At 73.3% G+C, this 24,682-nt stretch carries 20 protein-coding genes; 15 read left to right on the top strand and 5 right to left on the bottom strand.

Annotated features, from left to right (window positions below):
* Nucleotides 1-58: 58 nt before the first annotated feature.
* The 5 genes from ACWCO8_RS01170 to ACWCO8_RS01150 all read left to right on the top strand — a co-directional run bounded on the left by ACWCO8_RS01170 (nt 59) and on the right by ACWCO8_RS01150 (nt 5,833).
* Nucleotides 59-1,471, top strand: a complete 1,413-nt coding sequence (locus ACWCO8_RS01170; RefSeq protein WP_451030332.1) for a phytoene desaturase family protein — start codon at nt 59-61, stop codon at nt 1,469-1,471.
* Nucleotides 1,472-1,560: 89 nt separating this feature from the next.
* A complete protein-coding gene (locus ACWCO8_RS01165) occupies nt 1,561-2,085 on the top strand; it encodes an O-acetyl-ADP-ribose deacetylase (RefSeq protein WP_451030331.1) in 525 nt (174 codons plus the stop codon).
* A 78-nt stretch (nt 2,086-2,163) separates the two neighbouring features.
* Entirely contained in the window at nt 2,164-3,693 is a 1,530-nt protein-coding gene (locus ACWCO8_RS01160) for an SDR family oxidoreductase (protein WP_451030330.1), read from the top strand.
* Nucleotides 3,694-3,770: 77 nt separating this feature from the next.
* Nucleotides 3,771-5,147, top strand: a complete 1,377-nt coding sequence (locus ACWCO8_RS01155; RefSeq protein WP_451030329.1) for a cryptochrome/photolyase family protein — start codon at nt 3,771-3,773, stop codon at nt 5,145-5,147.
* A 119-nt stretch (nt 5,148-5,266) separates the two neighbouring features.
* Nucleotides 5,267-5,833 (top strand): sigma-70 family RNA polymerase sigma factor, encoded by a 567-nt coding sequence (locus ACWCO8_RS01150; protein WP_451030328.1) that lies wholly within the window; start codon nt 5,267-5,269, stop codon nt 5,831-5,833.
* Nucleotides 5,834-5,846: 13 nt separating this feature from the next.
* On the opposite strand, the gene ACWCO8_RS01145 is transcribed toward ACWCO8_RS01150, so the two are convergent.
* Complete coding sequence (locus tag ACWCO8_RS01145) at nt 5,847-6,830, bottom strand: MerR family transcriptional regulator (RefSeq protein ID WP_451030327.1); 984 nt, start codon at nt 6,828-6,830, stop codon at nt 5,847-5,849.
* A 123-nt stretch (nt 6,831-6,953) separates the two neighbouring features.
* Here ACWCO8_RS01145 and ACWCO8_RS01140 point away from each other — a divergent pair, with 123 nt between their 5' ends.
* On the top strand, nt 6,954-7,559 hold the full coding sequence (locus ACWCO8_RS01140; protein ID WP_451030326.1) for a fasciclin domain-containing protein: 606 nt from the start codon (nt 6,954-6,956) through the stop codon (nt 7,557-7,559).
* Between the two features lie 126 nt (nt 7,560-7,685).
* Nucleotides 7,686-8,243 (top strand): tellurite resistance TerB family protein, encoded by a 558-nt coding sequence (locus tag ACWCO8_RS01135; protein ID WP_451030325.1) that lies wholly within the window; start codon nt 7,686-7,688, stop codon nt 8,241-8,243.
* Nucleotides 8,244-8,289: 46 nt separating this feature from the next.
* Here the strand turns inward: ACWCO8_RS01135 and ACWCO8_RS01130 are convergent, their stop codons facing one another.
* Entirely contained in the window at nt 8,290-8,748 is a 459-nt protein-coding gene (locus ACWCO8_RS01130) for an Lrp/AsnC family transcriptional regulator (protein WP_362002346.1), read from the bottom strand.
* 221 nt (nt 8,749-8,969) lie between these two features.
* On the opposite strand from ACWCO8_RS01130, the gene ACWCO8_RS01125 reads away from it, so the two are divergent.
* Both ACWCO8_RS01125 and ACWCO8_RS01120 read left to right on the top strand, forming a co-directional pair.
* On the top strand, nt 8,970-9,938 hold the full coding sequence (locus ACWCO8_RS01125; protein ID WP_451030324.1) for a DMT family transporter: 969 nt from the start codon (nt 8,970-8,972) through the stop codon (nt 9,936-9,938).
* On the top strand, nt 9,931-11,163 hold the full coding sequence (locus ACWCO8_RS01120; protein ID WP_451030323.1) for an amino acid aminotransferase: 1,233 nt from the start codon (nt 9,931-9,933) through the stop codon (nt 11,161-11,163). The genes ACWCO8_RS01125 and ACWCO8_RS01120 overlap by 8 nt, the downstream gene beginning before the upstream one ends.
* Here the strand turns inward: ACWCO8_RS01120 and ACWCO8_RS01115 are convergent.
* Nucleotides 11,102-13,030 (bottom strand): cellulase family glycosylhydrolase, encoded by a 1,929-nt coding sequence (locus tag ACWCO8_RS01115; RefSeq protein WP_451030322.1) that lies wholly within the window; start codon nt 13,028-13,030, stop codon nt 11,102-11,104. The genes ACWCO8_RS01120 and ACWCO8_RS01115 overlap by 62 nt on opposite strands.
* A gap of 302 nt (nt 13,031-13,332) precedes the next feature.
* Between ACWCO8_RS01115 and ACWCO8_RS01110 the strand changes: the two genes are divergently transcribed.
* Complete coding sequence (locus tag ACWCO8_RS01110; protein ID WP_451030875.1) at nt 13,333-15,363, top strand: SpoIIE family protein phosphatase; 2,031 nt, start codon at nt 13,333-13,335, stop codon at nt 15,361-15,363.
* 33 nt (nt 15,364-15,396) lie between these two features.
* Here the strand turns inward: ACWCO8_RS01110 and ACWCO8_RS01105 are convergent, their stop codons facing one another.
* The gene (locus tag ACWCO8_RS01105) at nt 15,397-18,168 is read right to left on the bottom strand and encodes a SpoIIE family protein phosphatase (RefSeq protein WP_451030321.1); all 2,772 of its coding nucleotides are present in this window, start codon (nt 18,166-18,168) and stop codon (nt 15,397-15,399) included.
* 254 nt (nt 18,169-18,422) lie between these two features.
* On the opposite strand from ACWCO8_RS01105, the gene ACWCO8_RS01100 reads away from it, so the two are divergent.
* Both ACWCO8_RS01100 and ACWCO8_RS01095 read left to right on the top strand, forming a co-directional pair.
* Entirely contained in the window at nt 18,423-19,904 is a 1,482-nt protein-coding gene (locus ACWCO8_RS01100; protein ID WP_451030320.1) for an AlkA N-terminal domain-containing protein, read from the top strand.
* 7 nt (nt 19,905-19,911) lie between these two features.
* Entirely contained in the window at nt 19,912-20,415 is a 504-nt protein-coding gene (locus tag ACWCO8_RS01095) for a methylated-DNA--[protein]-cysteine S-methyltransferase (protein WP_451030319.1), read from the top strand.
* Nucleotides 20,416-20,422: 7 nt separating this feature from the next.
* Here the strand turns inward: ACWCO8_RS01095 and ACWCO8_RS01090 are convergent, their stop codons facing one another.
* A complete protein-coding gene (locus ACWCO8_RS01090; RefSeq protein WP_451030318.1) occupies nt 20,423-21,139 on the bottom strand; it encodes an SIR2 family NAD-dependent protein deacylase in 717 nt (238 codons plus the stop codon).
* A gap of 65 nt (nt 21,140-21,204) precedes the next feature.
* On the opposite strand from ACWCO8_RS01090, the gene ACWCO8_RS01085 reads away from it, so the two are divergent.
* The 3 genes from ACWCO8_RS01085 (at nt 21,205) to ACWCO8_RS01075 (ending at nt 24,681) form a co-directional block, all read left to right on the top strand.
* Complete coding sequence (locus ACWCO8_RS01085) at nt 21,205-21,684, top strand: NUDIX hydrolase (protein ID WP_362002361.1); 480 nt, start codon at nt 21,205-21,207, stop codon at nt 21,682-21,684.
* Nucleotides 21,685-21,780: 96 nt separating this feature from the next.
* Nucleotides 21,781-23,001 carry a saccharopine dehydrogenase family protein gene (locus ACWCO8_RS01080; RefSeq protein ID WP_451030317.1) on the top strand — a complete coding sequence of 407 codons (1,221 nt, stop codon included), beginning with the start codon at nt 21,781-21,783 and terminating at the stop codon, nt 22,999-23,001.
* Nucleotides 23,002-23,103: 102 nt separating this feature from the next.
* Complete coding sequence (locus ACWCO8_RS01075) at nt 23,104-24,681, top strand: APC family permease (RefSeq protein ID WP_451030316.1); 1,578 nt, start codon at nt 23,104-23,106, stop codon at nt 24,679-24,681.
* The last annotated feature ends 1 nt before the right edge of the window (nt 24,682 follow it).

Below are 24,682 nucleotides of genomic sequence, written 5' to 3'. Positions count from 1 at the left end.
GAATATCCTGGGAGTCTTGGCCATCGGCTGACTGACGAAGGAGTCCAAGGTGCCGTCGATGCTCGATGCTGTCGTCGTGGGGGCGGGGCCCAACGGACTGACCGCCGCCGTGGAACTCGCCCGACGGGGCTTCTCCGTCGCCGTGTTCGAAGCTAAACCCACCGTCGGGGGTGGCGCCAGAACCGAGGAGCTGACCCTCCCCGGCTTCCGCCACGACCCCTGCTCCGCCGTGCACCCGCTCGGGATCGGCTCGCCCGTCTTCAAGACGATGCCGCTCGACCGGTACGGACTTGAATGGCTGCAGCCCCGGCTGCCCATGGCACACCCGTGGGACGACGGCACCGCCGCCGTCCTCTCCCGCTCCGTCGCCGAGACCGCCGCCTCCTTCGGGCCGCGCGACGCCGGCACGTACCGCCGCCTGGTCGCCCCGTACCTCGGCAAGTGGGACACCCTGACACGGGACTTCATGTCCCTGCCGCTCACCGCGCTGCCCCGGGACCCGGTCACGCTGGCCCGGTTCGGCCTCGACGGGCTGCGCCCGTCGACCTGGCTCACCCGCCGCTTCCAGGACGAGAAGGCGCGCGCCCTGTTCTCCGGCCTCGTCGGCCATGTCATCGCCCCGCTCGACGGGTTCGCCACCTCGGCGGTCGGCCTCGTCTTCGCGCTCGCCGCGCACGAGGGCGGCTGGCCGCTGCCCCGGGGCGGCTCCCAGTCGATCTCGGACGCCCTCGCCGCGTACCTGAAGGACCTGGGCGGCGCGGTCCACACCGACTACGAGGTCAAGCGGCTCGACGACCTTCCGCCGGCCCGCGCGTACGTCTTCGACACCTCACCCACCGCCCTCGCCCGGATCGCCGGCTTCGGCGGCTACTACGACCACTACCGGTACGGCGCCGCCGCCTTCAAGATCGACTACGCGCTCGACGGCCCCGTGCCCTGGACGGCCGAGGAGGCCCGCCAGGCCGGCACCGTCCAGATCGGGCCCACCAGCGGGGAGATCGGCACCGCCCTGCGCCAGGCCTCCTCCGGCACGGCCCCCCGGACACCGTTCCTCATCACCGCCCAGCCCAGCCTCGTCGACCCCGGCCGCGCCCCCGAGGGCAAGCACGTCTTCTGGGCGTACGGCCATGTGCCCAACGGCTGGGACGGCGACCTCACGGACGCCATCGAGCGCCAGATCGAGCGTTTCGCGCCCGGCTTCCGCGACCGCGTCCTGGCCCGCGCCACGGCGGGCCCGGCGGAACTGGCCGCCCGCAACGTCAACTACGTGGGCGGCGACATCGCCTGCGGCGCGGCGCGCGGACTCCAACTGCTGTTGCGCCCCAAGCTCTCCCTCTTCCCGTACGCGACCCCGCACCCGGCCGTGTTCCTCTGCTCCTCCGCGACCCCGCCGGGCCCGGGCGTGCACGGCATGTCCGGGCACAACGCGGCGAAGGCGGTCTGGCGCAGGCTCCGGGCGACGGGGCGATGACGCGGCGATGACGGGGCGAGACGGGCGAGGCCGGGCGACGACAGGGAAATGACCGCGATCGCGGGCGACGACCGGGAGATGATGACCGTATGACCACACATCCGGGCCTCGTCCTCGTCTTCGGCGACATCACGGACCAGGACGCCGACGCCGTCGTCAACGCCGCGAACTCCTCCCTCCTCGGCGGAGGCGGCGTCGACGGCGCGATCCACCGCAGGGGCGGCCCCGAGATCCTGGCGGAATGCCGCGCGCTGCGCGCCGGCCACTACGGCAAGGGCCTCCCCACCGGCCAGGCCGTCGCCACGACGGCCGGCCGGCTCGACGCGCGCTGGGTGATCCACACGGTCGGCCCGGTCTGGTCCCGCGACGAGGACCGCTCGGACCAGCTCGCCTCCTGCTACCGCGAGTCGCTCCGCGTGGCGGACGAACTGGGCGCCCGTACCGTCGCCTTCCCCGCCATCTCGACGGGCATCTACGGCTGGCCCATGGACGACGGCGCCCGCATCGCGATCGAGACGGTACGGAGCACGAAGACCGCCGTCGAGGAGGTCAGGTTCGTCCTCTTCGACGAGGAGGCGTACCGGACGTTCGCGACCCAGGTCCGCATCCGGTAGGGCCGCCGAGGCAGAACACCGTGTGCGGAACATCGTGTGTCGTCCTCGTCCGGAGCTGAGGGAAAGAGGCGGTCGTTCATGAAGTGCCTGGTCACCGGCCCGGGTGGGTACATCGGCGGGCGGCTCGTGCCCGAGTTGCTCGACGCCGGGTACGACGTCCGCTGTCTGGCCCGCACGCCCGCCCATCTCCGCGACCACCCGTGGGCGGACCGCGTCGAGGTGGTCCGGGGCGACGTCAGGGACGCGGACAGTCTGCGGCCCGCCTTGCGCGACGTGGAGGTCGCGTACTACCTCGTGCACTCGATGAGCTCCGGGCGGGACTTCGAGGAGACGGACCGCCTCGCCGCCCGTACCTTCGCCGAGGAGGCCCGGGCCGCCGGGATCCGCCGCATCGTGTACCTCGGCGGCCTCACCCCCGTCGGGATCCCGGACGACGAACTCTCCACGCACCTGCGCTCCCGCGCCGAGGTCGGCCGGATCCTGCTCGCGTCCGGGGTGCCGACGACCGTCCTGCGGGCCGCCGTCGTGGTGGGTTCCGGCTCCGCCTCCTTCGAGATGCTCCGCTACCTCACCGAACGCCTCCCCGTCATGGTCACCCCCAGCTGGGTCAGCACCCGGGTCCAGCCCATCGCCGTCCGCGACGTCCTGCGCTACCTCGTCGGCAGCGCCCGCATGCCCGCCGACGTCAACCGGACCTTCGACATCGGCGGGCCCGACGTCCTCACGTACCGGGAAATGATGGAGCGGTACGCCCAGGTCGCCCGGCTGCCCCGACGGCTGATCCTGCCGGTGCCCATGCTCACCCCGGGTCTGTCCAGCCACTGGATCGGCCTGGTCACGCCCGTACCCGCCGCGCTCGCCCGGCCCCTCGCCGAGTCCCTCCGGTACGAGGTCGTGTGCGCCGAGCACGACATCGCCCGCCACGTGCCCGACCCGCCGGGCGCGCCCCTGTCCTTCGACCGGGCCCTCGCCCTCGCCCTCCAGCGCGTACGCGACGCCCAGGTCGTCACCCGCTGGTCCTCGGCCTCGCTGCCCGGCGCCCCCAGCGACCCGCTGCCCACGGACCCCGACTGGGCGGGCGGCAGCCTGTACACCGACGAACGGGAACGGGACGTCGAGGCCGACCCCGAGGCCCTCTGGCGGGTCATCGAGGGGATCGGCGGGCAGAACGGCTGGTACTCGTTCCCGCTCGCCTGGGCCGTACGCGGGTGGCTCGACCGCGTCCTCGGCGGGGCCGGCCTGCGCCGAGGACGCCGCGACGCCGCCCGGCTGCGCGTCGGCGACGCCCTGGACTTCTGGCGCGTGGAGGAGATCGAGCGGGGGAGCATGCTCAGGCTCCGGGCGGAGATGCGGCTTCCTGGCAAGGCCTGGCTGGAGATGTACGCGGAGCGCGACGGCGACGGCCGGTCCCGGTACCGGCAGCGCGCCCTCTTCCACCCGCGCGGTCTCTCCGGGCAGCTCTACTGGTGGAGCGTCGCCCCCTTCCACGCGGTCGTCTTCGGCGGCATGGCCCGCAGGATCGCCCGTACGGCCGAGGAAAGCACTGCGGAAGGCACTGGGGAGGGTGGTCGGAAAGCTGTCGAGGAGGCCGTCGAGCGGCGGCTTTAGCCGTCGGCGCATCCGTGTGGGGGCCCGGGGCGAAGAAGAAGCGCAGTGCACGCGCGACAACAGCCAGGAACGGTGCCATGAACCCCTCGGTCGTCCTGTTCACCTCCGACCTCCGCCTCCACGACCACCCACCCCTGCGGGCCGCCCTGGAAACGGCGCCCGAGGTGGTGCCGTTGTTCGTACGGGACCCCGCCGTGGACCGGGCAGGCTTCGCCGCGCCCAACCGGCTGGCCTTCCTCGCCGACTGCCTCACCGACCTCGACGCCGGGCTGCGCGCCCGCGGCGGCCGGCTCGTCGTCCGGCACGGCGACACGGTGGCCGAGGTCCGCGCCCTGGTCCGGGAGGTCGACGCGGACGAGGTGCACATGGCGGCGGGGTACAGCGCCTTCGCCCGCGAGCGGGAGCGGCGGCTGCGCCGCGCCCTGGAGTCCGACGGGCGTCGGCTGTACGTCCACGACGGCGTGATCACCGTGCTGCCCGCGGGGGAGGTCACCCCGGCGGGCGGAGCGGACCACTACGCCCTGTTCACGCCGTACTACCGGCGCTGGTCGGGCGTGCCGCTGCGCTCCCCGGCTCCCGCGCCCAGGACGGTTCGGGTGCCCGCCGGTGTGCGGTCGGAGGCGGTGCCCTCGCGGGCCGACGTCCCGTCCGTGTCCGAGGGCCTTGCCGTCGGCGGCGAACGCGCGGGGCGCGAGCGGCTGACGGCGTGGATGGCCCGGCAGGTCGACGGGTACCAGGACCGGCACGACGACCTCGCCGGGGACGCGACCTCCCGGCTCTCCCCGTACCTGCACTTCGGCGCCCTCTCCGCGGCCGAGGTGGTGCACAAGGCCAGGGCCGCGGGAGGCGCGGGCGCGGAGGCGTTCGTACGGCAGGTGTGCTGGCGGGACTTCCACCACCAGGTCCTGAACGCCCGCCCGGAGACCGCCACGGAGGACTACCGGCCGCGGCACGACCGCTGGCGCCACGGCAAGGGGGCCGAGGCGGATCTCCGCGCCTGGCAGGAGGGCCGGACGGGCTACCCCCTGGTCGACGCGGCCATGCGCCAACTCGCGTACGAGGGCTGGATGCACAACCGCGGCCGGCTGCTCGCTGCCTCCTTCCTCACCAAGACGCTCTACCTCGACTGGCGGCTCGGCGCCCGCCATTTCCTCGGGCTCCTCGTCGACGGCGATGTCGCGAACAACCAGCTCAACTGGCAGTGGGTCGCGGGCACCGGCACGGACACCCGGCCCAACCGGGTCCTCAACCCCGTTCTCCAGGCGAGGAAGTACGACCCCGACGGCGCCTACGTCCGCCGCTGGGTCCCCGAACTCGCCGACCTGGATGCCCCGTCGATCCACGAACCGTGGAAACTCGGCCCGCACGAGAGGGCGTCGGGCGACTATCCGGAGCCCGTCGTGGGGCTCGCGGACGGCCTGGCGCGGTTCCGCCGCGCCCGCGAGCTCGACTGAGGACGGCCGACGACGCCCGACCGGTCCAAGGAGCGCAAAACGACGCACAAGCGATGCGTTTTGCGTCGCCGCTTCCGTTCGCCGGAACCTGAGGGGGCCGGAAGCGGAGGAGGATCGTCATGACCACAGCCCTCACAGCCCTCACGGCGCAGCCGACGGACGCGGAGATCGGCGCCGGGCTCGCCCGGGGCGACGAGGAGTGCCTGGCCCTGGCGTACCGGCGCTGGGGCGGCCTCGTCCACGCGCTCGCCCAGCGGACGGTCGGCGACGCGCGCGAGGCGGAGGACATCACGCAGCAGGTCTTCCTCGCCGCCTGGCGGGGGCGCCACGGCTACCGTCCCGAGCGCGGGCCCGTCCCGGCCTGGCTGGTCGGCATCGCCCGGCGGAAGATCGCCGACGCCCTCTCGGCCCGGACCCGCAGGACCGCTCTCGTCGCCGCCGCGGGCGCCGCGCTCGCCCCGCACCGCGCACCGGTCGACGGGGCCGACCAGCTGCTCGACCGGATCGTGGTCACCGGCGAACTCGCCAGGCTCCCGAGCGTCCAACGGGACGTCCTGACCCTCGCGTTCTTCGGCGGCCTGACGCAGACACAGATCGCGCACCGCACCGGGATGCCCCTGGGCACGGTCAAGAGCCACGCCCGCCGCGGCCTCCAGAGGCTCCGCCTCCGCCTGGATCAGAGCTGATGCTCCGCCCGGATCAGAGCTGAGGCAGGCTCGCGTACCGCTGAGTGAGGAGGCCGAGCGCCTCGCGCAGGCCGGCGGGGCGGAGCATGCCCGGAGCCGGCGTCCTGCCGGCCCAGCCGGGACCGGCGAGGAGCACCAAGGGGTGGGTGCGGGCGCCTCGGACGCCGAACGAGGTGTCGGCGACGTGCCGGGCCAGGGCGTGGGCGGCGGTGGAGCGGGACTGGGACCAGAGGACGACGGCCGTGGGGCCGAGCCGCCGGACGGCCGAGTCGAGAGCTTCGGCGGGCACGGAGGCGCCGAACATCCGGGTAGGCAGGGACTGTTCGGCCAGACCTGCCGTCAGGGCCTCCAGGGGGAGGGTGTGTTGTTCGCCGGGAACGCAGGCGAGCAGGACCGGTGGGAAGTCGCCACGGCGGGCGTCGACGGTGTCGGACATGCGGCGCAGGGCCGTGGAGATGTGCCAGGAGAGCAGGTGCTCGACCTCGACGTACCGGTCGCCCGACGACTCCCACTTGCGGCCGACGGCGTGCAGCGTGGGCCCCATGACCTCCTCCCAGGAGGTGACGAGTCCGTGCGCGGCCAGCAGGTCGCGCAGCAGCGTGTCCAGGGCCGGGCTGTCGAGTCGTACCGCGGCCCGGGCAAGCCCCCGGAACACCTGATGGACGGGGGTGGCCGGCGGCTCGTCGCCGGACCCGGCGGCGGGCGTGGGCGGCTCGTTCCGGAGCCCTGCTTCGGCGTCGGGCGCTATGCCGGTCCCGGTCCCGGCGCCCGTCAGGGCCAGGCGGGCGGCCTCGGCGGGGGGCACGCCGGACGTGGTGAGCCGGCACATCGCCTCGAGCACGGCGACGTCCGTCGGCGACCAGCGCCGGTGGCGGCCGTCCTCGTGCGCCGCCGGGCCGATGCCGTACCGCTGGTCCCAGGACCGCAGCGTGGTGGGGGAGACCCCGAGGCGTCGCGCCACGGCCCCCGTCGTCATACCGGTCACCGGCTCACCCATGCGTCCACTCTACGACCGTCCGACGCACAAGCGATGCGCGTGCCGGAAGGTGCCTCGACGGAGGCTCATCCGACAGGGGGTGTCGCGCCGAATACCTTCCGGGGGACCGGCAGGAGGAAGACCATGAACACCTCGCATCCCACCCATCCCACACGCCCCACCCACCTCAGGGGCCGCGCGGCAGCCGCCGCGGCCGCCTTCTCACTCCCGGTGCTGCTGGGCGTACTCGCCCCGCAGGCCGTCGCCGCGGAGACGGACGGGCCGTTCGGTCCGGGCTGTGCCGCGGTACCGGCCCAGGGCGAGGGCAGCCTCGACGGCATGGCCGACGACCCGGTGGCGACCGCCGCGTCGAACAACCCGGAGCTGTCCACGCTCGTCTCGGCCGTCAAGGCCGCCGGACTCGTCGACACCCTGAACAACGCCGAGGACATCACCGTCTTCGCGCCGACGAACGACGCCTTCGCCAAGATCCCGAAGGCCGACCTGGACAAGGTCCTCGCCGACAAGGAGCAGCTCACCAAGATCCTCACCTACCACGTCGTGGGCGAGAAGGTCGACAAGGGCGACCTTTCCGACGGCTCGTTCAAGACGCTCCAGGGCGGCACCGTGACGACCGACGGCTCCGGCGACGCCTTCGTCGTCAACGACACCGCCAAGATCGTCTGCGGCGACGTCCCGACCCGGAACGCCAACGTCCACATCGTCGACACCGTCCTGATGCCGAAGTGACCGTTCCCTTCCGTCCCACTCCGCGCGTCACGCCCGGGCGGGGAACTCGCGGGCGTGCGCCGGAGTTCTCAGGGGGACCGCGCGGTACTCGCGCGGAGGAGCGAACGCGTACGCGAGGTGGCACGGATGGCGATGTGGGACCGGATCAAGGACCAGGCCAAGGGGCTGCAGCAGCAGGCGCAGGGAGCACGCGGTTCCGGCGCCGGCGGCACGGCGCGGCCTGGTCCGGGAGCGGGCGGGGGGTCGAAGGCGCAGCTCGTGGGCGTCCTCAAGACCCAGCTCGCCTCCCTCAAGACGGAGCTCAAGAGCGGCGCGTACCGGGACGCCAGCATGGCCATGTGCGCGCTGGTCGCGGCGGCCGACGGGTCCGTCGACCCGGCCGAGCGCCAGCACGTGGAGTCGCTGATCCTGCAGAACGACGTCCTGAAGAACTTCCCGCCGGACCAGCTGCGGCAGCGGTTCAACAAGCACGTCGACCAGCTGACGTACAACTTCCAGCAGGGCAAGGCCGAGGCGCTGCAGGAGATCGCCAAGGCGGCGAAGAAGCCCGTGGAGGCGAAGGCGGTCGTGCAGACCGGCTTCGTCGTCGCCGGCGCGGACGGCTACGTCGCCCCGGCCGAGGAGCAGGTTCTGCGCGAGGCGTGCGCGGCGCTCGGCGTGTCCCCGCAGGAGTTCGGCCTCTGACAGGCCCTTGAGAACGTCCCCCGCGCCCGCCCGAGGCCTCAGGGTCTCAGGCCGGGCGCGGGTAGATCTTGGACTGCTTCACGCTGCCGTAGGCGAAGCTGGACTCGATCGAGGCGATGCCCGGGATGGCGTGGATCCGGTGGCGCACCAGGGACTCGTACGCCTCCAGGTTCTCGATCACGACCCGGAGCAGATAGTCGCTGCTGCCCGCCATCAGATAGCAGTCCTGGATGTGCTCGATCCGGCCGACGTGGTCCTCGAAGACGTCGACGATCTCGCGCGTGTGACGCTCGAGCCGGATCCGTACGAAGACGGTGATCGGCAGGCCGAAGGTGACCTGGTCCACCACCGCCGTGTAGCCGCGGATCAGGCCCGCCTCCTCCAGGCGCCGCACCCGGCGCAGGCAGGGTGACGGGGAGAGCCGGATCCGGTCGGCGAGGTCCTGGTTGGAGAGGCGGCCGTCCGCCTGCAACTCGCGGATGATCTGGAAATCCACGGCGTCCACGTCGTCCACTCCTTCGCACGTCCTCGACCACTCTTCGACGGTTTCCCGACGCATCCCGACGCATCCCGACGGGTCCCCGGCCGCTCCACGACCGATCTCGGCCGATCCTTGGCAGATTCTGCCCTCACGCTAGGTCTGGAGGGCAGAACTGGCAATCGGCTGCCCCGCCCCAAGCCCTACCGTTGCTCGAAAGCAGTGGATTCGAGCGGGAGGCTCCTTCGATGGGGGGTATACGGACGGCGGGAGCACCGCCGCTGGGTGAGGCGCGCCGCGCCACCCGGACCGGCATCACGCTCTCGCCGCAGGCCATCGGCCTCGTCGCCCTCCTCCTCACCGTCGCCATCTGGGCCGCCTTCGCGCTGAGCGCCCGCGCGCTCGGCGCCTCCACCCTCCTGCCCGCCGACGCGGCCCTGCTCCGCTTCGGCGTGCCGCTCGTGGTCCTGGCCCCGGCCCTCTGGCGGCGCCGACGGCAGCTCGTCGCGGTACGCCCCGCGACCGCCGCCAAGATCGTCTGCGGGGCGGGCGTCCCCTTCTTCCTCGCCGCCATGTACGGCGGCTCGCTGACCTCGGCCGCCTTCGTCGGCGCGATCGTCCCCGGCATGGTCCCGCTCTTCGTCTCCGCGCTCATGGTCGCGGGCGGCAAGAGCGTCCCGCGCGGTACGCAGGCGGCGGGTCTCGCCCTGATCGTCGCCGGAGTCGCCGCCCTGGTCTGGCGGTACACGGCCGCCCTGGACGCGGACGTCCTGCTCGGTGCCGGAACGTTGCTGCTCGCCAGCGGCCTCTGGGCCCTCTACACCGTGGGCCTGCGCGAGGTCGACCTCGACCCGGTCGGCTCCATCGGCCTGCTCTGCCTGCCGTCCTTCGCCGTCGTCGCCCTCCTCGCGCTCACCGGCGTCCTGCCCACCGGGATCGCCCACGCCGCCGCCGGTGACATCGCCCTCTTCCTCGTCGTCCAGGGCCTGGGCGTCGGGCTGTGCGCCGGACTGCTGTACGCGTTCGCCATCCGCCGCCTCGGCCCCGAACGCAGCTCGGTCGTCGGCTCCCTCAGCCCGGTCGCCGTCGTCCTGCTCGCCGTACCCCTCCTCGACGAGTCGCCGACCCTGTCCGTCCTCGTCGGCGTCCCCCTCATCACCCTCGGCGTCGCGCTCGCCAACCGGCGCCCCCGAACCAAGGTCGCCGCCCATGCTTGAGCTGCTCTCCGCCCCGCCCGTGGACCCGCTGTGGGACCTGTCGGCCGAGTTCGCCGCCGACCCGCGCCCCGAGCGCCTCGACCTCGTCCTCGGCGTCTACCGCGACCACACCGGGGCCACCCCGGTCATGGCCGCCGTCAAGGAGGCCGAGATACGCCTGGCCGACCGGGCCGTCTCCAAGGAGTACCGGGGCCTGTCCGGCAACACCGCCTTCAACCGGGCCATGCTCTCCATGGTCCTCGGCACCGACGCCAGGACCGCCCGCGCGACGGCCGTCCAGACCGTGGCCGGCACCGGGGCCCTGCGCCTGCTCGCCGATCTCGTCCGCCAGACTCGCCCCGGCACCACGGTGTGGATCAGCGACCCCGCGTACGTCAACCACCGCCCCATCCTCGAAGGCGCAGGCCTCACGGTCCGTACGTACGCATACGGCGGTGGCGACGACGTCATGCTGGAGGATCTGCGCGCCGCGCGCCGGGGCGACGTGGTCCTGCTCCAGGGCTGCTGCCACAACCCCACCGGAACCGACCCCGCCGCGGAGACCTGGGAGGCGCTGGCCGGGCTCGCCGAGGCGAACGGCTGGGTCCCCTTCGTCGACCTCGCGTACCACGGGCTCGGCGACGGCCTCGACGCCGATCTGTGGGCCACCCGGATGCTGGCCGACCGGCTGCCCGAGGTCCTGATCGCCGTCAGCTGCTCCAAGAACTTCGGCCTCTACAGCGACCGCACCGGCTGCGCCATCGTCCTCGGCCCGTCACGGCAGACGCTGCGGCACGTCGAGACGGCCCTGCAGAACGCCGCCCGCGTCCTGTACTCGATGCCGCCCGACCACGGCGCGGCCGTCGTCGCCACCGTTCTGGAGGACGCCGGGCTCCGGGCCACCTGGCGGGCCGAACTCGACGCCATGCGCGGCCGGATCGCCGCCAACCGGGCCGACCTCGTCGCGCACCTGGAGGCCCTCGGCTGCCCGGACGTGGCGGCCTCGCTCCGGCGCCAGAAGGGCATGTTCTCCATGCTGCCTCTGACGCCGGAGCAGATGCGCCGGATGCGCGGACAGTCCGGCGTCTACGGGACGAACGCAGGACGCATCAACATCGCGGGCGTCTGCGCGCACCGGATCCCGTTCCTGGCGCAGGCCGTCGCCGCCACGCTGGACTCCCCGGCTACGCCGCCGGGCGGCACAGCAGGGCAGCCGGCGACGGCCGGGACCCGAACCGCGTGGTGAACGCGATCCCGGCCGCGTACTCGCCGGGCGCGCACTGCCCCTTGTAGTGGCCCTGCGCGTACTCCCTGCCGGGCGCGCCGGCCGGGCGGTTGTCGCCGCGGTCGAACCACAGCGTGCGGCCCGCGGCCGCCGGGAGCGCCGTGCCCGCGGGGGCGCACAGCGCGGCGGAGACACGGGTGCCCCGCAGGCTGTACCCGATGAGGAACTGCCCTGACGGGCACTGGTACTTGGTGTAGCCCGAGGCCCAGTCGCCGCCCGCAGGGACGTGCGACTCGTCGCGGACGACCGTGTGCCCGCCGGAGGCGGCCCGCAGCCCCGAGCTCACGCAGAGGCCCCGGCCCCCGGTGTGGCTGAGCCCGGCGAGCCGCGAACCGTCGGGGCAGACGGCCTTTCGGGCGCCGCTGTCCCAGTCGCCTCCGGCCCGCACCCGCAGGGAGGCGTTGTGGTCGCGGTGGTCGGTCGTCAGCTGGTACCAGGCGGTGGAGACGGGAACGGCCCCGGTGTGCCCCGGCGTGGAGGCCAGGCCGTTCCAGGCGGGGGTGCGCCAGTCGCCCGCGTCCAGGACGCCGGTCCGCCGGCCCTCGGAGTCGTACCGCAGCAGCGCCCAACTGTCCCCGCCGCCCGAGCCGTTGTTCCAGCCGACCAGCGGCCAGTACGCGAAGTCCACGTCGGCGTCCCGCAGCAGCTCGGTCAGGTTGCCGAACCAGGCGCGCGGCTTGTCGACGCGCTCGTCGGCGCCGATGCCGAACTCGCTGACCCAGACCGGGGCGGTGAAGTGCGTGCCGGTCTCGGCGGAGACGTAGAGCGCCTGGTCGTGGACGACCTGGCGGAGCTGCTCGCGGGTGAGGTCCTGGTAGCGAGGGTCGGTGGTCTCGCCCATGCCGGTGGCGCCGCTGTGGTTCGGGCCGGTGTAGCCGTAGAAGTGCGCCGAATAGACGAGCTTGTTGGACACCACCAGGGTGTGCGAGAGGGTACGGACCGGGGTGAGGGTCGGGCGGCCGTGAGGGAGGCCGTCCACCGGGATGCCCTGCCAGTTGATGCCCTCGACCACGATGAGCAGGTCCGGGTTGGCCTCGGCCAGAATGCGGTCGCCCGCCTCCTGCGCGGCCGCGTGCCAGTCGTGGTTGTCGCCGAGGCCCCAGTTGGGGTCGTCCCAGATGTCCCGGCGGACCTCGTTGTACAGGTCGGCGCCGACCACGCGCGGGTTGGCGCGGTAGCGCTTGGCCATGAAGACCCAGTCGTCGGCCCACTGGGCGGTGGACTGACCGCTGCTGTTCCAGCGCTCGTTGCCGTCCACGGCGCAGCACCAACGGGTCGTCACGGTGTGGTTGTTGAGGACGACGGCGAACCCGCCGTCGGTGAGGGCGGTGACGACGGCGTCGAAGACCTGGAGCGGGTTCTTGCCGCGCAGCCCCGGGTTGGCGGCGACGGCCGAGTCCGGCACGGGCGCCGTGGCGCGCAGCATCTCGTTGGAGAACGGCAGCCGGATGCTGTTCAGGCCGAGGGCGCGGAAGTCGGCGAGGAGCGTGGGCAGCGGGGTGCGGTCCAGGCCGATCGGGATGCCGTTCGCGTTCTGCCCGGCGTGGTGGTTGGCGGGGTCGGCGATGTCGCCCGAGCCGTTCCACGAGCCCTGGGCGCCGTCCCAGTTGGCGGAGCGCAGCCGGAAGCGGTCGCCGTCGGCGTCGACGATGTACCGGCCGCGCGTGGACAGCGGCGGCGTCCACTCGACGGCGGCCGCGACGGGCGCCGCGGAGGTGGTCACGGAGGAGGGGCCGGGCTGCGCCGCGGCGGCGCCCGGCACGACGGCCGGGACCAGCAGGGCGCCCACGAGCAGGGCGCCTCGGGCTGTGCGTAACAAGCTCTGCATCTCGTACCTGCCAGGACGGTGGGGAGTGGGCGGCGCCAAGTTACCGGCGGGTCGGTGACGGCGGAACCCCCGGCGGCCCCGCTTCCCCGGGCGGCCCCCACTGCCCCAGCGGCCCCCACTGCCCCAGCGGCCCCCGCGGCCCCGCTTCCCCGGGCGGCCCCCGCTTCCCGGTCGCCGCCCCCGCCACCCGCTGGAGCCGTACCGCAGGGCTCCGTGACAAGGGCTCGGATAGGGTGATCGGGTAGGAGAGCACCCCCCGGGGTTAGGTCGAACCGTTGGACACTACTGAGTCGGCGAGCCAGATGCCGGAGCGACCGCCGGCGGCCATCGGTTACGCCGGTGTCCTGCGGGAAGTCCTCCCGATCGCCCTCTGGCGGGAGGACGAGGACGGGCGCGTCGTCGAGTGGTCGCTGGCCGCCCAGGACCTGCTCGGATACCGCCCCGAGGACGTGATCGGCCGCCCCGCCGCACCCATTCTGGTGCCCGACGCCAACCGGCAACTCGCCGACCAGCTGACCCGGCGCGTCCATTCCGGCGAGACGGTCGTCGGCACCCTGCCCGTGCGGCACCGGGACGGTCACGAAGTGACCATGGAGATGTGGATCGTCCCCGAGGTCGACCCCCAGGGGCGGCCCGGGGCCATGCTCATCGCGGTCGAGACCTCCGAGGTCCTGCGCATGCGGGACTCGCTCGCCGCGCTCCAGAGCCTCTTCACCCAGTCGCCGATCGGCCTCGCCACCCTCGGCACCGACCTGAAGTTCATCCGCGTCAACGACGCCCTGGCGCGGATGAACGGCCTCCCGCCCGCCGAACACCTCGGGAAACGGCTCACCGAGGTCGTGCCCGGCGTCAACGCCGTCGCCCTGGAAGCCACCATGCGGCAGGTCCTGGAGAGCGGCCGGGCCGTCGTCGACGTACGCCGCACCGGCCGGACCCCGGCCGACCCCGACCACGACCGCACCTGGTCCTGCTCCTACGCCCCGCTGGTCGACGGCTCGGGCCGCCGGCTCGGCCTGATCGCCTCCCTCATCGACATCACCGAGGGCCAGCGGGCGCTCGTCGAGGCCGAACGGGCCAACCGGCGCTTCGCCCTGCTCGCCGAGGCCGGCACCCGGATCGGCACCACCCTCGACCTGCGCCAGACCGCCGAGGAGATCGTCCACCTCCTCGTCCCGCAGCTCGCCGACTCCGCCGACGTCCAGCTGCTCGAATCCGTCCTCGAACCCGACGACGCGGGCGCCTCCACCCACGGACTGCTGCGCCGCCTCGCCGCCGTCTTCCCCGACCCGACCGCCCCCACCGCGGTGCTCGTCCCCGGACAGACCTTCCAGATCCCGCTGGGCACGGTGTACGAGCAGGTCATCACCGACGCCCGGCCGATGAACCTCTACCACTCCGACCTGCCCGCGCTCTTCCCCGACCCGCGCACCGAACCCCTGCGCGCCTACTTCGAGGCCAGCATCGGCTGCGCCCGCATCGTCCCGCTCGTCGCCCGCGGCAAGGTGCTCGGTACCGTCTCCGTGACCCGGCTCTACGACCGCGAGACCTTCGACGAACAGGACTTCGTCCTCATCGACGAACTCGTCGCCCGCGCCGCCCTGAACATCGACAACGCCCGCCTGTACACCACCCAGCGCGAGGCCGCCCTCACCCTCCAGCGCAGCCTCACCAGCAACGTCCTGCCCAAGGCCGAAGGCCTGGAGCTGACCGGCCGCTACCTGCCCGCGAGCGACCACGACGTCGGCGGCGACTGGTTCGACGTCATCGCCCTGCCCGAGGGCAGGACCGGGCTCGTCATCGGCGACGTCATGGGCCACGGCATCCACGCGGCGGCCGTCATGGGCCAGCTCCGTACGGCCGTACGGACCCTCGCCCGGCACGGCGTGCCCCCCGCGGAGCTGCTCCGCTCCCTCGACGCCGTCGTCGCCGACCTGGGCGAGGACGAGATGGCGACCTGCGTGTACGCCGTCCACGACGCGGCCACCGGCAGCGTCGTCCTCGCCCGCGCCGGGCACCCGCCACCGGCCGTGGCCACCGCCGACGGGTTGATCACCTTCCTGGAGGGGCCGCCCGGCACCCCGCTCGGCACCGGCGGCCAGGACTTCGCCACCGAGGAGGTGCTGCTGCCCCCGGGCAGCCTCCTGGTGCTGTACACCGACGGCCTCATCGAGGCCAGGGACCGCGACCTCGACGAGGGCATGGACCGGCTCGCCGAGGCACTGGTCGACCTCGAACGGCCGCTCAGCCAGGTCTGCGACGCCATCCTCGACCAGCTCCTGCCCTGCGCGCCCCCGGACGACGTGGCGGTGCTGCTGGCCCGTACGTCTCTTTGAGGTGACGGCCGCCCGCAGGGGCCGGGCCCCGGCTCACCAGGCGAGGTCCTCCAGGGCGTCCAGGTCGGGCACCGGCAGCGGCGGCAGCTCCGAGTCGGCGGTGGTCAGGGGCAGTTCGGCCCAGATGACCTTGCCCCGGTCGGTGTAGCGGGTGCCCCACCGCTCGGCGAACTGCGCCACGAGGAAGAGCCCGCGGCCGCCCTCGTCGGTGGTCGCCGCGTACCGCAGGTGCGGGGCCGTACTGCTGCCGTCGGAGATCTCGCAGATCAGCCGGCGGTCGCGGAGCAGCCGGACCCGGATGGGCTCGGCGCCGTACCGGATGGCGTTGGTGATCAGTTCGCTGAGGATGAGCTCGGCCGTGAACGCGACCTCGTCCAGGCCCCAGGCGGAGAGCTGCGCCGCGCCCGCGCCCCGGATCCGGGAGACCTCCGCCGGGTCCGGCGGAACGTCCCACTCCGCGATCCGCTCGGGTTCGAGGCGGCGGGTGTCGGCGACGAGCAGCGCGATGTCGTCGTCGGGCGCGGGCACGAGCACCTTCGTCAGGACGTCGGCGCAGGCCTGCTCGGGGCTGCGGCCCGTGGTGCCCAGGGCGTCGCGCAGCAGCGCGAGACCGGTGTCGAAGTCCCGGTCGCGGTCCTCCAGGAGGCCGTCGGTGAACAGCACCAGACGCGAGCCCTCGGGCAGGAACAGCTCGGTCGTCTCGAACGGCATCCCGCCTACCCCGAGCGGAAGCCCCGCGGGCAGCTCGGGGTACTCGACCAGGCCGTCCTGATGGACGAGCGCGGGCCCGGGGTGCCCGGCCCGGGCCATGGTGCAGCGGCCGTCGGCGGGGTCGTAGATGATGTACAGGCAGGTGGCGCCGGTGATCCGCTCCTGCCCCTCGCCGCCCTGGGCGGCCCCCGCACCGCCGTCGGCCGTCGTTCCGCCCTCCGGGCCGCCTTCCGCCGGGCCCCGGTCGATCCGGTCGATCAGCTCGTCGAGGTGGCCCAGGAGCTCGTCCGGCGGCAGGTCCAGGGTGGAGAAGTTGAGGACCGCCGTCCGCAGCCGGCCCATGGTGGCCGCCGCGTGCAGCCCGTGCCCGACCACGTCGCCGACGACGAGCGCCACCCGGGCACCCGGCAGCGGGATCACGTCGAACCAGTCGCCGCCCACGCCCGCCTTGGCGGGCAGATACCGGAACGCCACGTCCACGGCCGACAGGTCGGGCAGGATCCGGGGGAGCAGGCTGCGCTGGAGGGTCACCGCCATCTCGTGCTCGCGGGTGAAGCGGCGGGCGTTGTCGATGGAGACCGCGGCGCGCGCCGTCAGCTCCTCGGCGAAGTTCAGGTCCTCCTCCCCGAACGGCTCCTCGGTCTCCGAGCGCCAGAAGTTCGCCATGCCCAGGACCACGCCCCGGGCGACCACGGGCACCGCGACGAGCGAGTGCAGCCCGTAGTCGAGGGCCCCCTGGGCGCCCTCGGGGTCCTGGGCACGCCAGCCGTCCGCCTGGGACAGATCGGCCACCAGGACGGCGTGACCGCTGTCGAGCGCCTGCGCCATCGGGGTGGTCGGCACGACGCACCGGATCCGGTCGCCCACCGGCTGGAACGGATGCTCCTCGCGGATGCCCCGCAGCGCGGTCCGCCGCATCTCGCTGAGCGCCCGCGACGGCTCCTCGCCCCGCAGCACCGATTCCGGCAGCTCCACCGTGACGAAGTCGGCGAAGCGCGGCACCGCCACCTCCGACAGCTCCTCGGCGGTCCGCACCACGTCCAGGGTGGTGCCGATCCGCACCCCCGCCTCGTACAGCAGCTGCAGCCGCCCCCTGGCGACCTCGGCGCGGCCGGAGAGGCTGGCGAGCTCGGTCGAGTCCCGCAGCGTCATCACGGTGCCGGTGGGGCGCCCCCGGTACGGCTTGGTGGGGCGTACGTTGACGGCGATCAGCCGGTCGCCCGCGAGGTGCACCTCGTCGTTGACGACCCGGTCGGCGGAGAGCAGCGCGGCGGTACGGGGATCGAGACCCAGCTCCGTGACGTGCCGCTGCTCGGCCTCGGGCCCCAGGTCGAGCAGCCGCCGGGCCTCGTCGTTGGCGAGCAGCAGCCGCCGGTCCGCGTCGATGATGAGCACGCCCTCGCGCACGGCGTGCAGGACGGCCTCGTGGTGCTCGTTGATCCGGGTCATCTCGACCGGCCCGAGCCCGTGGGTCTGCCGGCGCAGCCGCCGGCTCACCAGCGCCGCGCCGCCCACCGCGAGCAGCAGCGCGCCCGCGGCCGTACCGAGCAGCAGCGGCAGCTGGCCCTCGACGACGTTGCCGACGTTCTCGACCTCGATGCCGGTGCTGACCAGGCCCACGATGTCACCGTCGTCGGTGCGCACCGGCACGATGGCCCGGACCGCGTCCGACGGCTCACCGTGGAAGATCTCCGTGAACGACTCGCCCCCACGGGCCCGCGCGATGTCACCGGTGGTGCGTTGCCCGATCAGCTCGGGCCGGGAGTCGGTGTAGCGGATCCCGTCCGGGGTCATCACGGCGAGGAAGTCGAGCCCCGCGGCCGTCCTGGCGCTCTCGGCCCGCGGCTGGAGCTCGGCGCTCGGGTCGGGCGCCCGCAGGGCCTCGAGGAGCCCGGGGGCGTGCGCGAAGGCCTCCGCCGCGGCGAGGGAGCGATTGCGCGCGTCGGTCTCCGTGTTGTACCTGGCCTGGAAGATCAGGGCGAGCGCGCCCACGGTGACCAGCACCACGACGATGACCGCCTGGAGCGCGAACACCTGCCCCGCGACACTGCGCAGCCCCAGCCCCCTGGGCCGGTGGCCAAGCCGTCCGCTCATGGGGTGCTTCTCGGTGATTCGGCTGTCGTCAGGGTTTCTGCAGTCACCCGTCCACTTCCTCGGTTCCTCGGCCCGCCGGCGGCCTCGGGGATCCACTGCTTCCATGCTGCTCCCCTCACGGTCGGATATCGAGGCGGACCGGGCCACCGGGCGGGACCCGAGGCGAGCCGAGAGGTCCGGCGCGTGCCCGCTCGGGCGAGGTCCATGTCGTTTTCTCGCCAGCGGACGCGTCCGCGGTCCTCGACCATGGAGCCATGTACACCGACACCGAGCGCTGCGTACGGGCCGTCAGGTCGAAGGACGCCCGCTTCGACGGCGTGTTCTTCACGGCCGTCCTGACCACCCGGATCTACTGCCGTCCCAGCTGCCCGGTCGTCCCGCCGAAGGCCGAGAACATGGTGTTCCACCCGAGCGCCGCGTCCTGCCAGCGCGCCGGGTTCCGGGCGTGCAAGCGCTGCCGCCCCGACACCAGCCCCGGCTCCCCGGAGTGGAACGTCCGCGCCGACGCCGTCGCCCGGGCCATGCGGCTGATCCAGGACGGCATCGTGGACCGCGAGGGCGTGCCCGGGCTCGCCGCCCGGCTCGGCTACTCCACCCGCCAGATCGAACGCCAGCTCCTCGCCGAACTCGGCGCGGGACCGCTCGCCCTGGCCCGCGCCCAGCGCGCCCAGACCGCGCGGCTGCTCATCGAGACGACACCGATGCCGATGGCCGAGATCGCCTTCGCGGCCGGGTTCGCCTCCATCAGGACCTTCAACGACACCGTCCGCGAGGTCTTCGCGCTCACCCCCGGGGAGCTGCGCACCCGAGCGGCCAGGTCACCCGTCACCCCCGACACACCGAGCACCCCGGGCGTCATCGCGCTCCGGCTGCCGTTCCGCGCCCCGCTCAACCCCTCCAACCTCTTCGGCCACCTCGCCGCGACCGCCGTCCCCGGCGTGGAGGAGTGGCGGGACGGCGCGTACCGGCGGACCCTGACCCTGCCCCACGGCCACGGCATCGTCGCCCTCACCCCCAGGGCCGACCACATCGCCTGCCGGCTCTCCCTCACCGACCCCCGCGACCTGACCCTCGCCATCAGCCGCTGCCGCTGGATGCTCGACCTCGACGCCGACCCGGTCGCCGTCGACGAACAGCTCTGCACGGACCCGCTGCTCGCCCCGCTGGTCGAGCGGGCGCCCGGGCGGCGCGTGCCGAGGACCGTCGACGCGGCCGAGTTCGCCGTACGGGCCGTGCTCGGCCAGCAGGTCTCCACGGCCGCCGCCCGCACCCACGCCGCCCGGCTCGTCACCGCGCACGGCGTCCCCGTCGAGGACCCCGAGGGCGGCCTCACCCACCTCTTCCCGACCCCCGAGGCGCTCGCCGGCCTCGACCCCGACTCCCTCGCGCTGCCCCGCAGCCGCCGCACGACCCTCCTCACCCTCGTCGGGGCCCTCGCCGAGGGCTCCCTGAGCCTCGGCCCGGCCACCGACTGGGACGAGGCACGCGCCCGGCTCCACGCCCTGCCCGGCTTCGGCCCCTGGACCACGGAGGTCATCGCCATGCGAGCCCTCGGCGACCCCGACGCCTTCCTCCCCGGCGACCTGGGCGTCCGCCGCGCCGCCGAAGGCCTAGGGCTGCCCTCCACACCCGCCGCGCTCACCACCCGCGCCGCCCGCTGGCGCCCCTGGCGCGCGTACGCCGTCCAGTACCTGTGGGCCACCGACAGCCACCCGATCAACCACCTCCCGTCCTGAGGAAGCCATGACCGACGTCCGCCACACCGTCATCGACAGCCCGTACGACGCGCTGACCCTGGTCGCCGTCGACGGCGTCCTGAGCCGTATCCACATGACCGGCCAGCGCCACCGCCCCGCCGAGGAGACCTTCGGCGCACCGGACCCGCGCCCCTTCGGCGAGACGGTCCGCCAGCTCGACGCGTACTTCGCCGGTGAACTCAACCGTTTCGAGCTGCCGTTGAAGCTGATCGGCACCCCGTTCCAGCTCCGCGTCTGGGAGCTGCTGTGCGCGATCCCGTACGGCGAGACCCGCAGCTACGGCGAGTTGGCCGAGGAGCTCGGCAACCCCGGGGCCTCGCGCGCCGTCGGCCTCGCCAACGGCAAGAACCCGGTCAGCATCGTCGTACCGTGCCACCGCGTCGTCGGCGCGAGCGGCTCCCTGACCGGCTACGGCGGCGGCCTAGACCGCAAACGGCGGCTGCTGGCCTTCGAGTCGGGAGCCGCGGCGCCCGAGGACGCGCTGTTCTAGATCCCGCTCAGCGGAGCCGCTCCAGGAGCGCCGGCAGCGCCGTGCCGATCGGCTCGCGCACGATCTCGTCCGCGAGTTCGTCGTACGGGGTGGGCTGGGCGTTCACAATGATCAGCCGCGCCCCGTGCTCGGCGGCGATCCCCGCGAGCGAGGCGGCAGGCTGCACCTGGAGGCTCGTACCGACCGCGATGAACACCTCGGTGCCCTTGGCGATGGACATCGCGTTGCCCAGCACGACCGGATCGAGCCGCTGCCCGAACATCACCGTCGCCGACTTCAGGATCCCGCCGCACACCGAGCACTTCGGATCGTCCTCACCGGCCCGCACCCGGTCGAGCGCCTCCTCCATCGAGGAGCGGGCGTGGCACGCCGTGCACACCACCGACCGTGCGGAGCCGTGCAGTTCGAGGACCTTGCGCTCCGAAAGGCCGGCGATCTGATGCAGCCCGTCCACGTTCTGCGTGATCACCCGCACCGGGTTCCCGGTCCGCTCGAACCCGGCGATCGCCCGATGCGCCGCGTTCGGCTCGGCCCGCAGCACCGGCCCGTCGAGCCGCATCCGCCACGCACGGCGCCGGACGTCGGCGTCGGCCATGTAGTGCTCGTACGTGGCGAGCTTCTCGGCCTCCGGGTCGCGGGTCCAGACCCCGTCGGGGCCCCGGTAGTCGGGGATGCCGGAGTCCGTGGAGATACCGGCTCCGCTGAGAATCGCGACCATGGTCATGGGGCCGAGCGTAGGCCGGTCCGAACGCCTCCCGCGAACGGATTACCGGCTGCTACGTTCCCGCCATGCCCACCCCACGCCCCACCCCGCGCCGCGCCGCCCGGATCGCCGTCCTCGACCCCCACGGGGCCGTCTTCCTCTTCCGCTACGACAACGACGCGGACGGCGTGCACTGGGCGATGCCCGGCGGCGGGCTCGAACCGGGGGAGAGCCCCCGGGAGGGTGCGGTGCGCGAGCTGCGGGAGGAGACGGGTTGGGAGGGGATCGAACCGGGCGAGCTGCTGTTCACCTGGGAGCACGACTTCACCCGCGTCGGCGTGCGCGTACGACAGCACGAGCACGTCTACGTGGCGTACGGGCCGCGCCGCGAACCGGCCGGGGACCTGACCGCCGCGCACGCGGCCGACCGCATCCAGTACGGGCGCTGGTGGAGCCCCGAGGAGCTCGCGGCCGCCGACGAGGCCCTCTGGCCACCGGACCTCGCCGACCGCCTCGCCCGCTTCCGCGCGGCCACCCGCGACGGAGGCGAGCACACCCCGCGCTGAACCGGGGGCGAGACGGCATCATCGGGAGGGAGGCGGTCCCGGCTCCCTTCTGCGAACGGAGCGGTGCCGCACCGGTCGACGAAGGAGTGCGGTCTCATGCGCGTCCTCATGGTCGGGGCGGGCGGCGTGGGCACGGCGATCACCAGGATCGCGGCCCGCCGTTCGTTCTTCGAGCACGTCGTCGTCGCCGACTACGACCCGAGGCGGGCCGAGGCCGCCGTCGCCGCCCTCGGCGCGGACGAGCGCCGCTTCACCGCCGCCCGGCTCGACGCCTCGGACACGGCCGCGGTACGGGCGGCCCTCGCCGAGCACCGCTGCGACGTCCTCCTCAACGCCACCGATCCCCGCTTCGTCCTGCCGCTCTTCGAGGCCGCGCTCGCCGAACGCGCCCACTACCTCGACATGGCGATGTCCCTGTCCCGGCCGCACCCCACGCGTCCGTACGAGGAGTGCGGAGTGAAGCTGGGGGACGCGCAGTTCGACCGGGCCGCCGAGTGGGAGGCGGCGGACCGGCTCGCCCTGGTGGGCATGGGCGTGGAACCCGGCCTCGCGGACGTCTTCGCCCGGCACGCCGCCGACACGCTCTTCGACGAGATCGAGGAGATCGGCGTCCGCGACGGCGCGAACCTGGTCGTCGACGGCTACGACTTCGCCCCGTCCTTCAGCATCTGGACGACCATCGAGGAGTGCCTGAACCCGCCCGTCGTCTACGAGGAGGGGCGCGGCTGGTTCACCACCGAGCCCTTCAGCGAGCCGGAGGTCTTCGACTTCCCCGAGGGCATCGGGCCCGTGGAGTGCGTGAACGTCGAACACGAGGAGGTGCTCCTCGTCCCCCGATGGGTGAAGGCCCGCCGCGTCACCTTCAAGTACGGCCTCGGCGAGGAGTTCATCGGCGTCCTGCGCACCCTCCACAAGCTGGGCCTCGACCGCACGGACCCGGTCACCGTGCACGGCGCCGACGGTGAGGCCGCCGTCTCCCCGCGCGACGTCGTCGCCGCCTGTCTGCCCGACCCCGCGACCCTCGGCGACCGCATGCACGGCAAGACCTGCGCGGGCACTTGGGTGAAGGGCACCAAGGACGGCCGGCCCAGGGAGGTGTACCTGTACCACGTGGTCGACAACCAGTGGTCGATGCGCGAGTACGGCAGCCAGGCCGTCGTGTGGCAGACCGCCGTCAACCCGGTCGCCGCCCTCGAACTCCTCGCGACCGGGGCCTGGCACGGCCGGGGCGTCCTCGGCCCCGAGGCGCTGCCCCCGGCCCCCTTCCTCGACCTGCTCACGGAGTACGGCGCGCCCTGGGGCATGCGCGAACAGTGACCGTCGGGCGGCCTCCCGCACATGCGGGGCGGACCGGCCCTCCTTACGATGAAGGCAGCAGTCTCCCTGTTCTGTCCGGGTACGACCGGGGCGGAGGGACCTATGGCCACCGAAGACACCGCCCCCGAGGACGCCGCGCCCGCAGGGCGCCCCGCGGGTCTGAAGGCGAATGCCATCGGGTTCGTCGACGCCCTCGTCATCGGACTCAACTCCACCTCGCCCGCCTACTCCCTCGCGGCCGTCATCGGCCCCGTCGTCGCCCTGGTCGGGATCTACGCGCCCGGCGTGATGTTCGCGTCCTTCGTGCCGATGCTGCTCATCGCCTCGGCGTTCTACTACCTGAACAAGGTCGACCAGGACTGCGGCACGACCTTCTCGTGGGTCACCCGCGCCATGGGCCCCTGGGCCGGCTGGCTCGGCGGCTGGGCCATCGCCATGACCGGCGTCCTGGTCGTCGGCTCGCTCGCCGACGTGGCCGTGAGCTTCGCGCTGCTCGCCTTCGGACTCGACAGCTGGGTGGACAACGCCTTCGTACGCCAACTGCTCACCGTGCTCCTCATCCTCGTGATGACGGCCGTGTGCGTCATCGGCACCGAGCTGTCGGCCAAGGTGCAGAACGTCCTCATCCTGGCGCAGGTCGCCTGTCTGCTGATCTTCGTGGCCGTGGCGCTCTACGCCGTCTACGCCGACACCAGCGTCTACGAATCGGCCGAACCCTCCTGGAGCTGGCTCAACCCCTTCGGCGCCGGCGGCGCCGCGCTGACCGGCGGGCTGCTCCTGGGCGTCTTCATCTACTGGGGCTGGGAGTCGGCGGTCAACCTCACCGAAGAGGTCAGGGACTCCGCGAGCGCGCCCGGCCGGGCGGGCCTCTGGTCGACCGTCATCCTGCTCGTCACCTACGTGTCCGTCGGCTTCGCGGTCGTCGCCTACGCCGGTCCCGCGTTCCTCGCCGAGAACGCGGACGAGGAGGAGTTCATCTTCGCCCAGCTCGCCGGGGACGTCCTGGGTGGCTGGGACTGGATCCTGCTGATCGCCGTCTCCACCTCGGCGATCGCCTCCACCCAGACCACCATCATCCCGGCCTCGCGCACCGCGCTGTCCATGGCCCGCCGCCGGGCGCTGCCCGAGCACTACGGCCACATCAGCCCACGCTTCCGTACCCCTGACGTCAGCACCTGGTGGGTCGCCGCCATCGCCATCGGCTGGTACCTCGTGGTGAACCAGATCAGCAGCAACGCCCTCTACGACTCGCTGACCGCGCTCTCGCTGCTGATCTCCTTCTACTACGCGCTCACGGGCCTGGCCTGCGTCGTGTACTACCGCCGCCATCTCTTCGAGAGCGTGCACAACTTCCTGCTGATCGGCCTCGGGCCGCTGGTCGGCGCCGGACTGCTGACCTGGCTGCTCGTGAAGTCGGTCTCGGACATGTCCGACCCGGCCAACTCCTACAGCGGCACCTCGTGGTTCGGCCTCGGGCCCCCGCTCGTCATCGGCATCTGCATCGCCCTCACCGGGGTGGTCATCATGATCGTCCGACGCTTCATGGCCCCGGCGTTCTGGAGCGAGCGCCCGAGCGTGGCCGACCCGGACCTGGTGCACGGCCACGGCCACGGCGCTGGTTCCGGCTCGGGCTCCGGTTCCGGTTCCGGCTCGGGCTCGGGCTCCGGCGAGGAGAGCTGAG

The organism is Streptomyces sp. NPDC001927 (assembly GCF_053594455.1).
The sequence above is the reverse complement of the archived record's forward strand: the minus strand, read 5'-3'. Positions and strand labels throughout refer to the sequence as shown.

Bases quoted from the DNA above. Each gene is read 5' to 3' on its own strand.
- ACWCO8_RS01170 (WP_451030332.1), top strand. From the start codon at position 59: ATGCTCGATGCTGTCGTCGTGGGGGCGGGGCCCAACGGACTGACCGCC.
- ACWCO8_RS01165 (WP_451030331.1), top strand. From the start codon at position 1,561: ATGACCACACATCCGGGCCTCGTCCTCGTCTTCGGCGACATCACGGAC.
- ACWCO8_RS01160 (WP_451030330.1), top strand. From the start codon at position 2,164: ATGAAGTGCCTGGTCACCGGCCCGGGTGGGTACATCGGCGGGCGGCTC.
- ACWCO8_RS01155 (WP_451030329.1), top strand. From the start codon at position 3,771: ATGAACCCCTCGGTCGTCCTGTTCACCTCCGACCTCCGCCTCCACGAC.
- ACWCO8_RS01150 (WP_451030328.1), top strand. From the start codon at position 5,267: ATGACCACAGCCCTCACAGCCCTCACGGCGCAGCCGACGGACGCGGAG.
- ACWCO8_RS01145 (WP_451030327.1), bottom strand. From the start codon at position 6,830: ATGGGTGAGCCGGTGACCGGTATGACGACGGGGGCCGTGGCGCGACGC.
- ACWCO8_RS01140 (WP_451030326.1), top strand. From the start codon at position 6,954: ATGAACACCTCGCATCCCACCCATCCCACACGCCCCACCCACCTCAGG.
- ACWCO8_RS01135 (WP_451030325.1), top strand. From the start codon at position 7,686: ATGGCGATGTGGGACCGGATCAAGGACCAGGCCAAGGGGCTGCAGCAG.
- ACWCO8_RS01125 (WP_451030324.1), top strand. From the start codon at position 8,970: ATGGGGGGTATACGGACGGCGGGAGCACCGCCGCTGGGTGAGGCGCGC.
- ACWCO8_RS01120 (WP_451030323.1), top strand. From the start codon at position 9,931: ATGCTTGAGCTGCTCTCCGCCCCGCCCGTGGACCCGCTGTGGGACCTG.
- ACWCO8_RS01115 (WP_451030322.1), bottom strand. From the start codon at position 13,030: ATGCAGAGCTTGTTACGCACAGCCCGAGGCGCCCTGCTCGTGGGCGCC.
- ACWCO8_RS01110 (WP_451030875.1), top strand. From the start codon at position 13,333: ATGCCGGAGCGACCGCCGGCGGCCATCGGTTACGCCGGTGTCCTGCGG.
- ACWCO8_RS01105 (WP_451030321.1), bottom strand. From the start codon at position 18,168: ATGAGCGGACGGCTTGGCCACCGGCCCAGGGGGCTGGGGCTGCGCAGT.
- ACWCO8_RS01100 (WP_451030320.1), top strand. From the start codon at position 18,423: ATGTACACCGACACCGAGCGCTGCGTACGGGCCGTCAGGTCGAAGGAC.
- ACWCO8_RS01095 (WP_451030319.1), top strand. From the start codon at position 19,912: ATGACCGACGTCCGCCACACCGTCATCGACAGCCCGTACGACGCGCTG.
- ACWCO8_RS01090 (WP_451030318.1), bottom strand. From the start codon at position 21,139: ATGACCATGGTCGCGATTCTCAGCGGAGCCGGTATCTCCACGGACTCC.
- ACWCO8_RS01085 (WP_362002361.1), top strand. From the start codon at position 21,205: ATGCCCACCCCACGCCCCACCCCGCGCCGCGCCGCCCGGATCGCCGTC.
- ACWCO8_RS01080 (WP_451030317.1), top strand. From the start codon at position 21,781: ATGCGCGTCCTCATGGTCGGGGCGGGCGGCGTGGGCACGGCGATCACC.
- ACWCO8_RS01075 (WP_451030316.1), top strand. From the start codon at position 23,104: ATGGCCACCGAAGACACCGCCCCCGAGGACGCCGCGCCCGCAGGGCGC.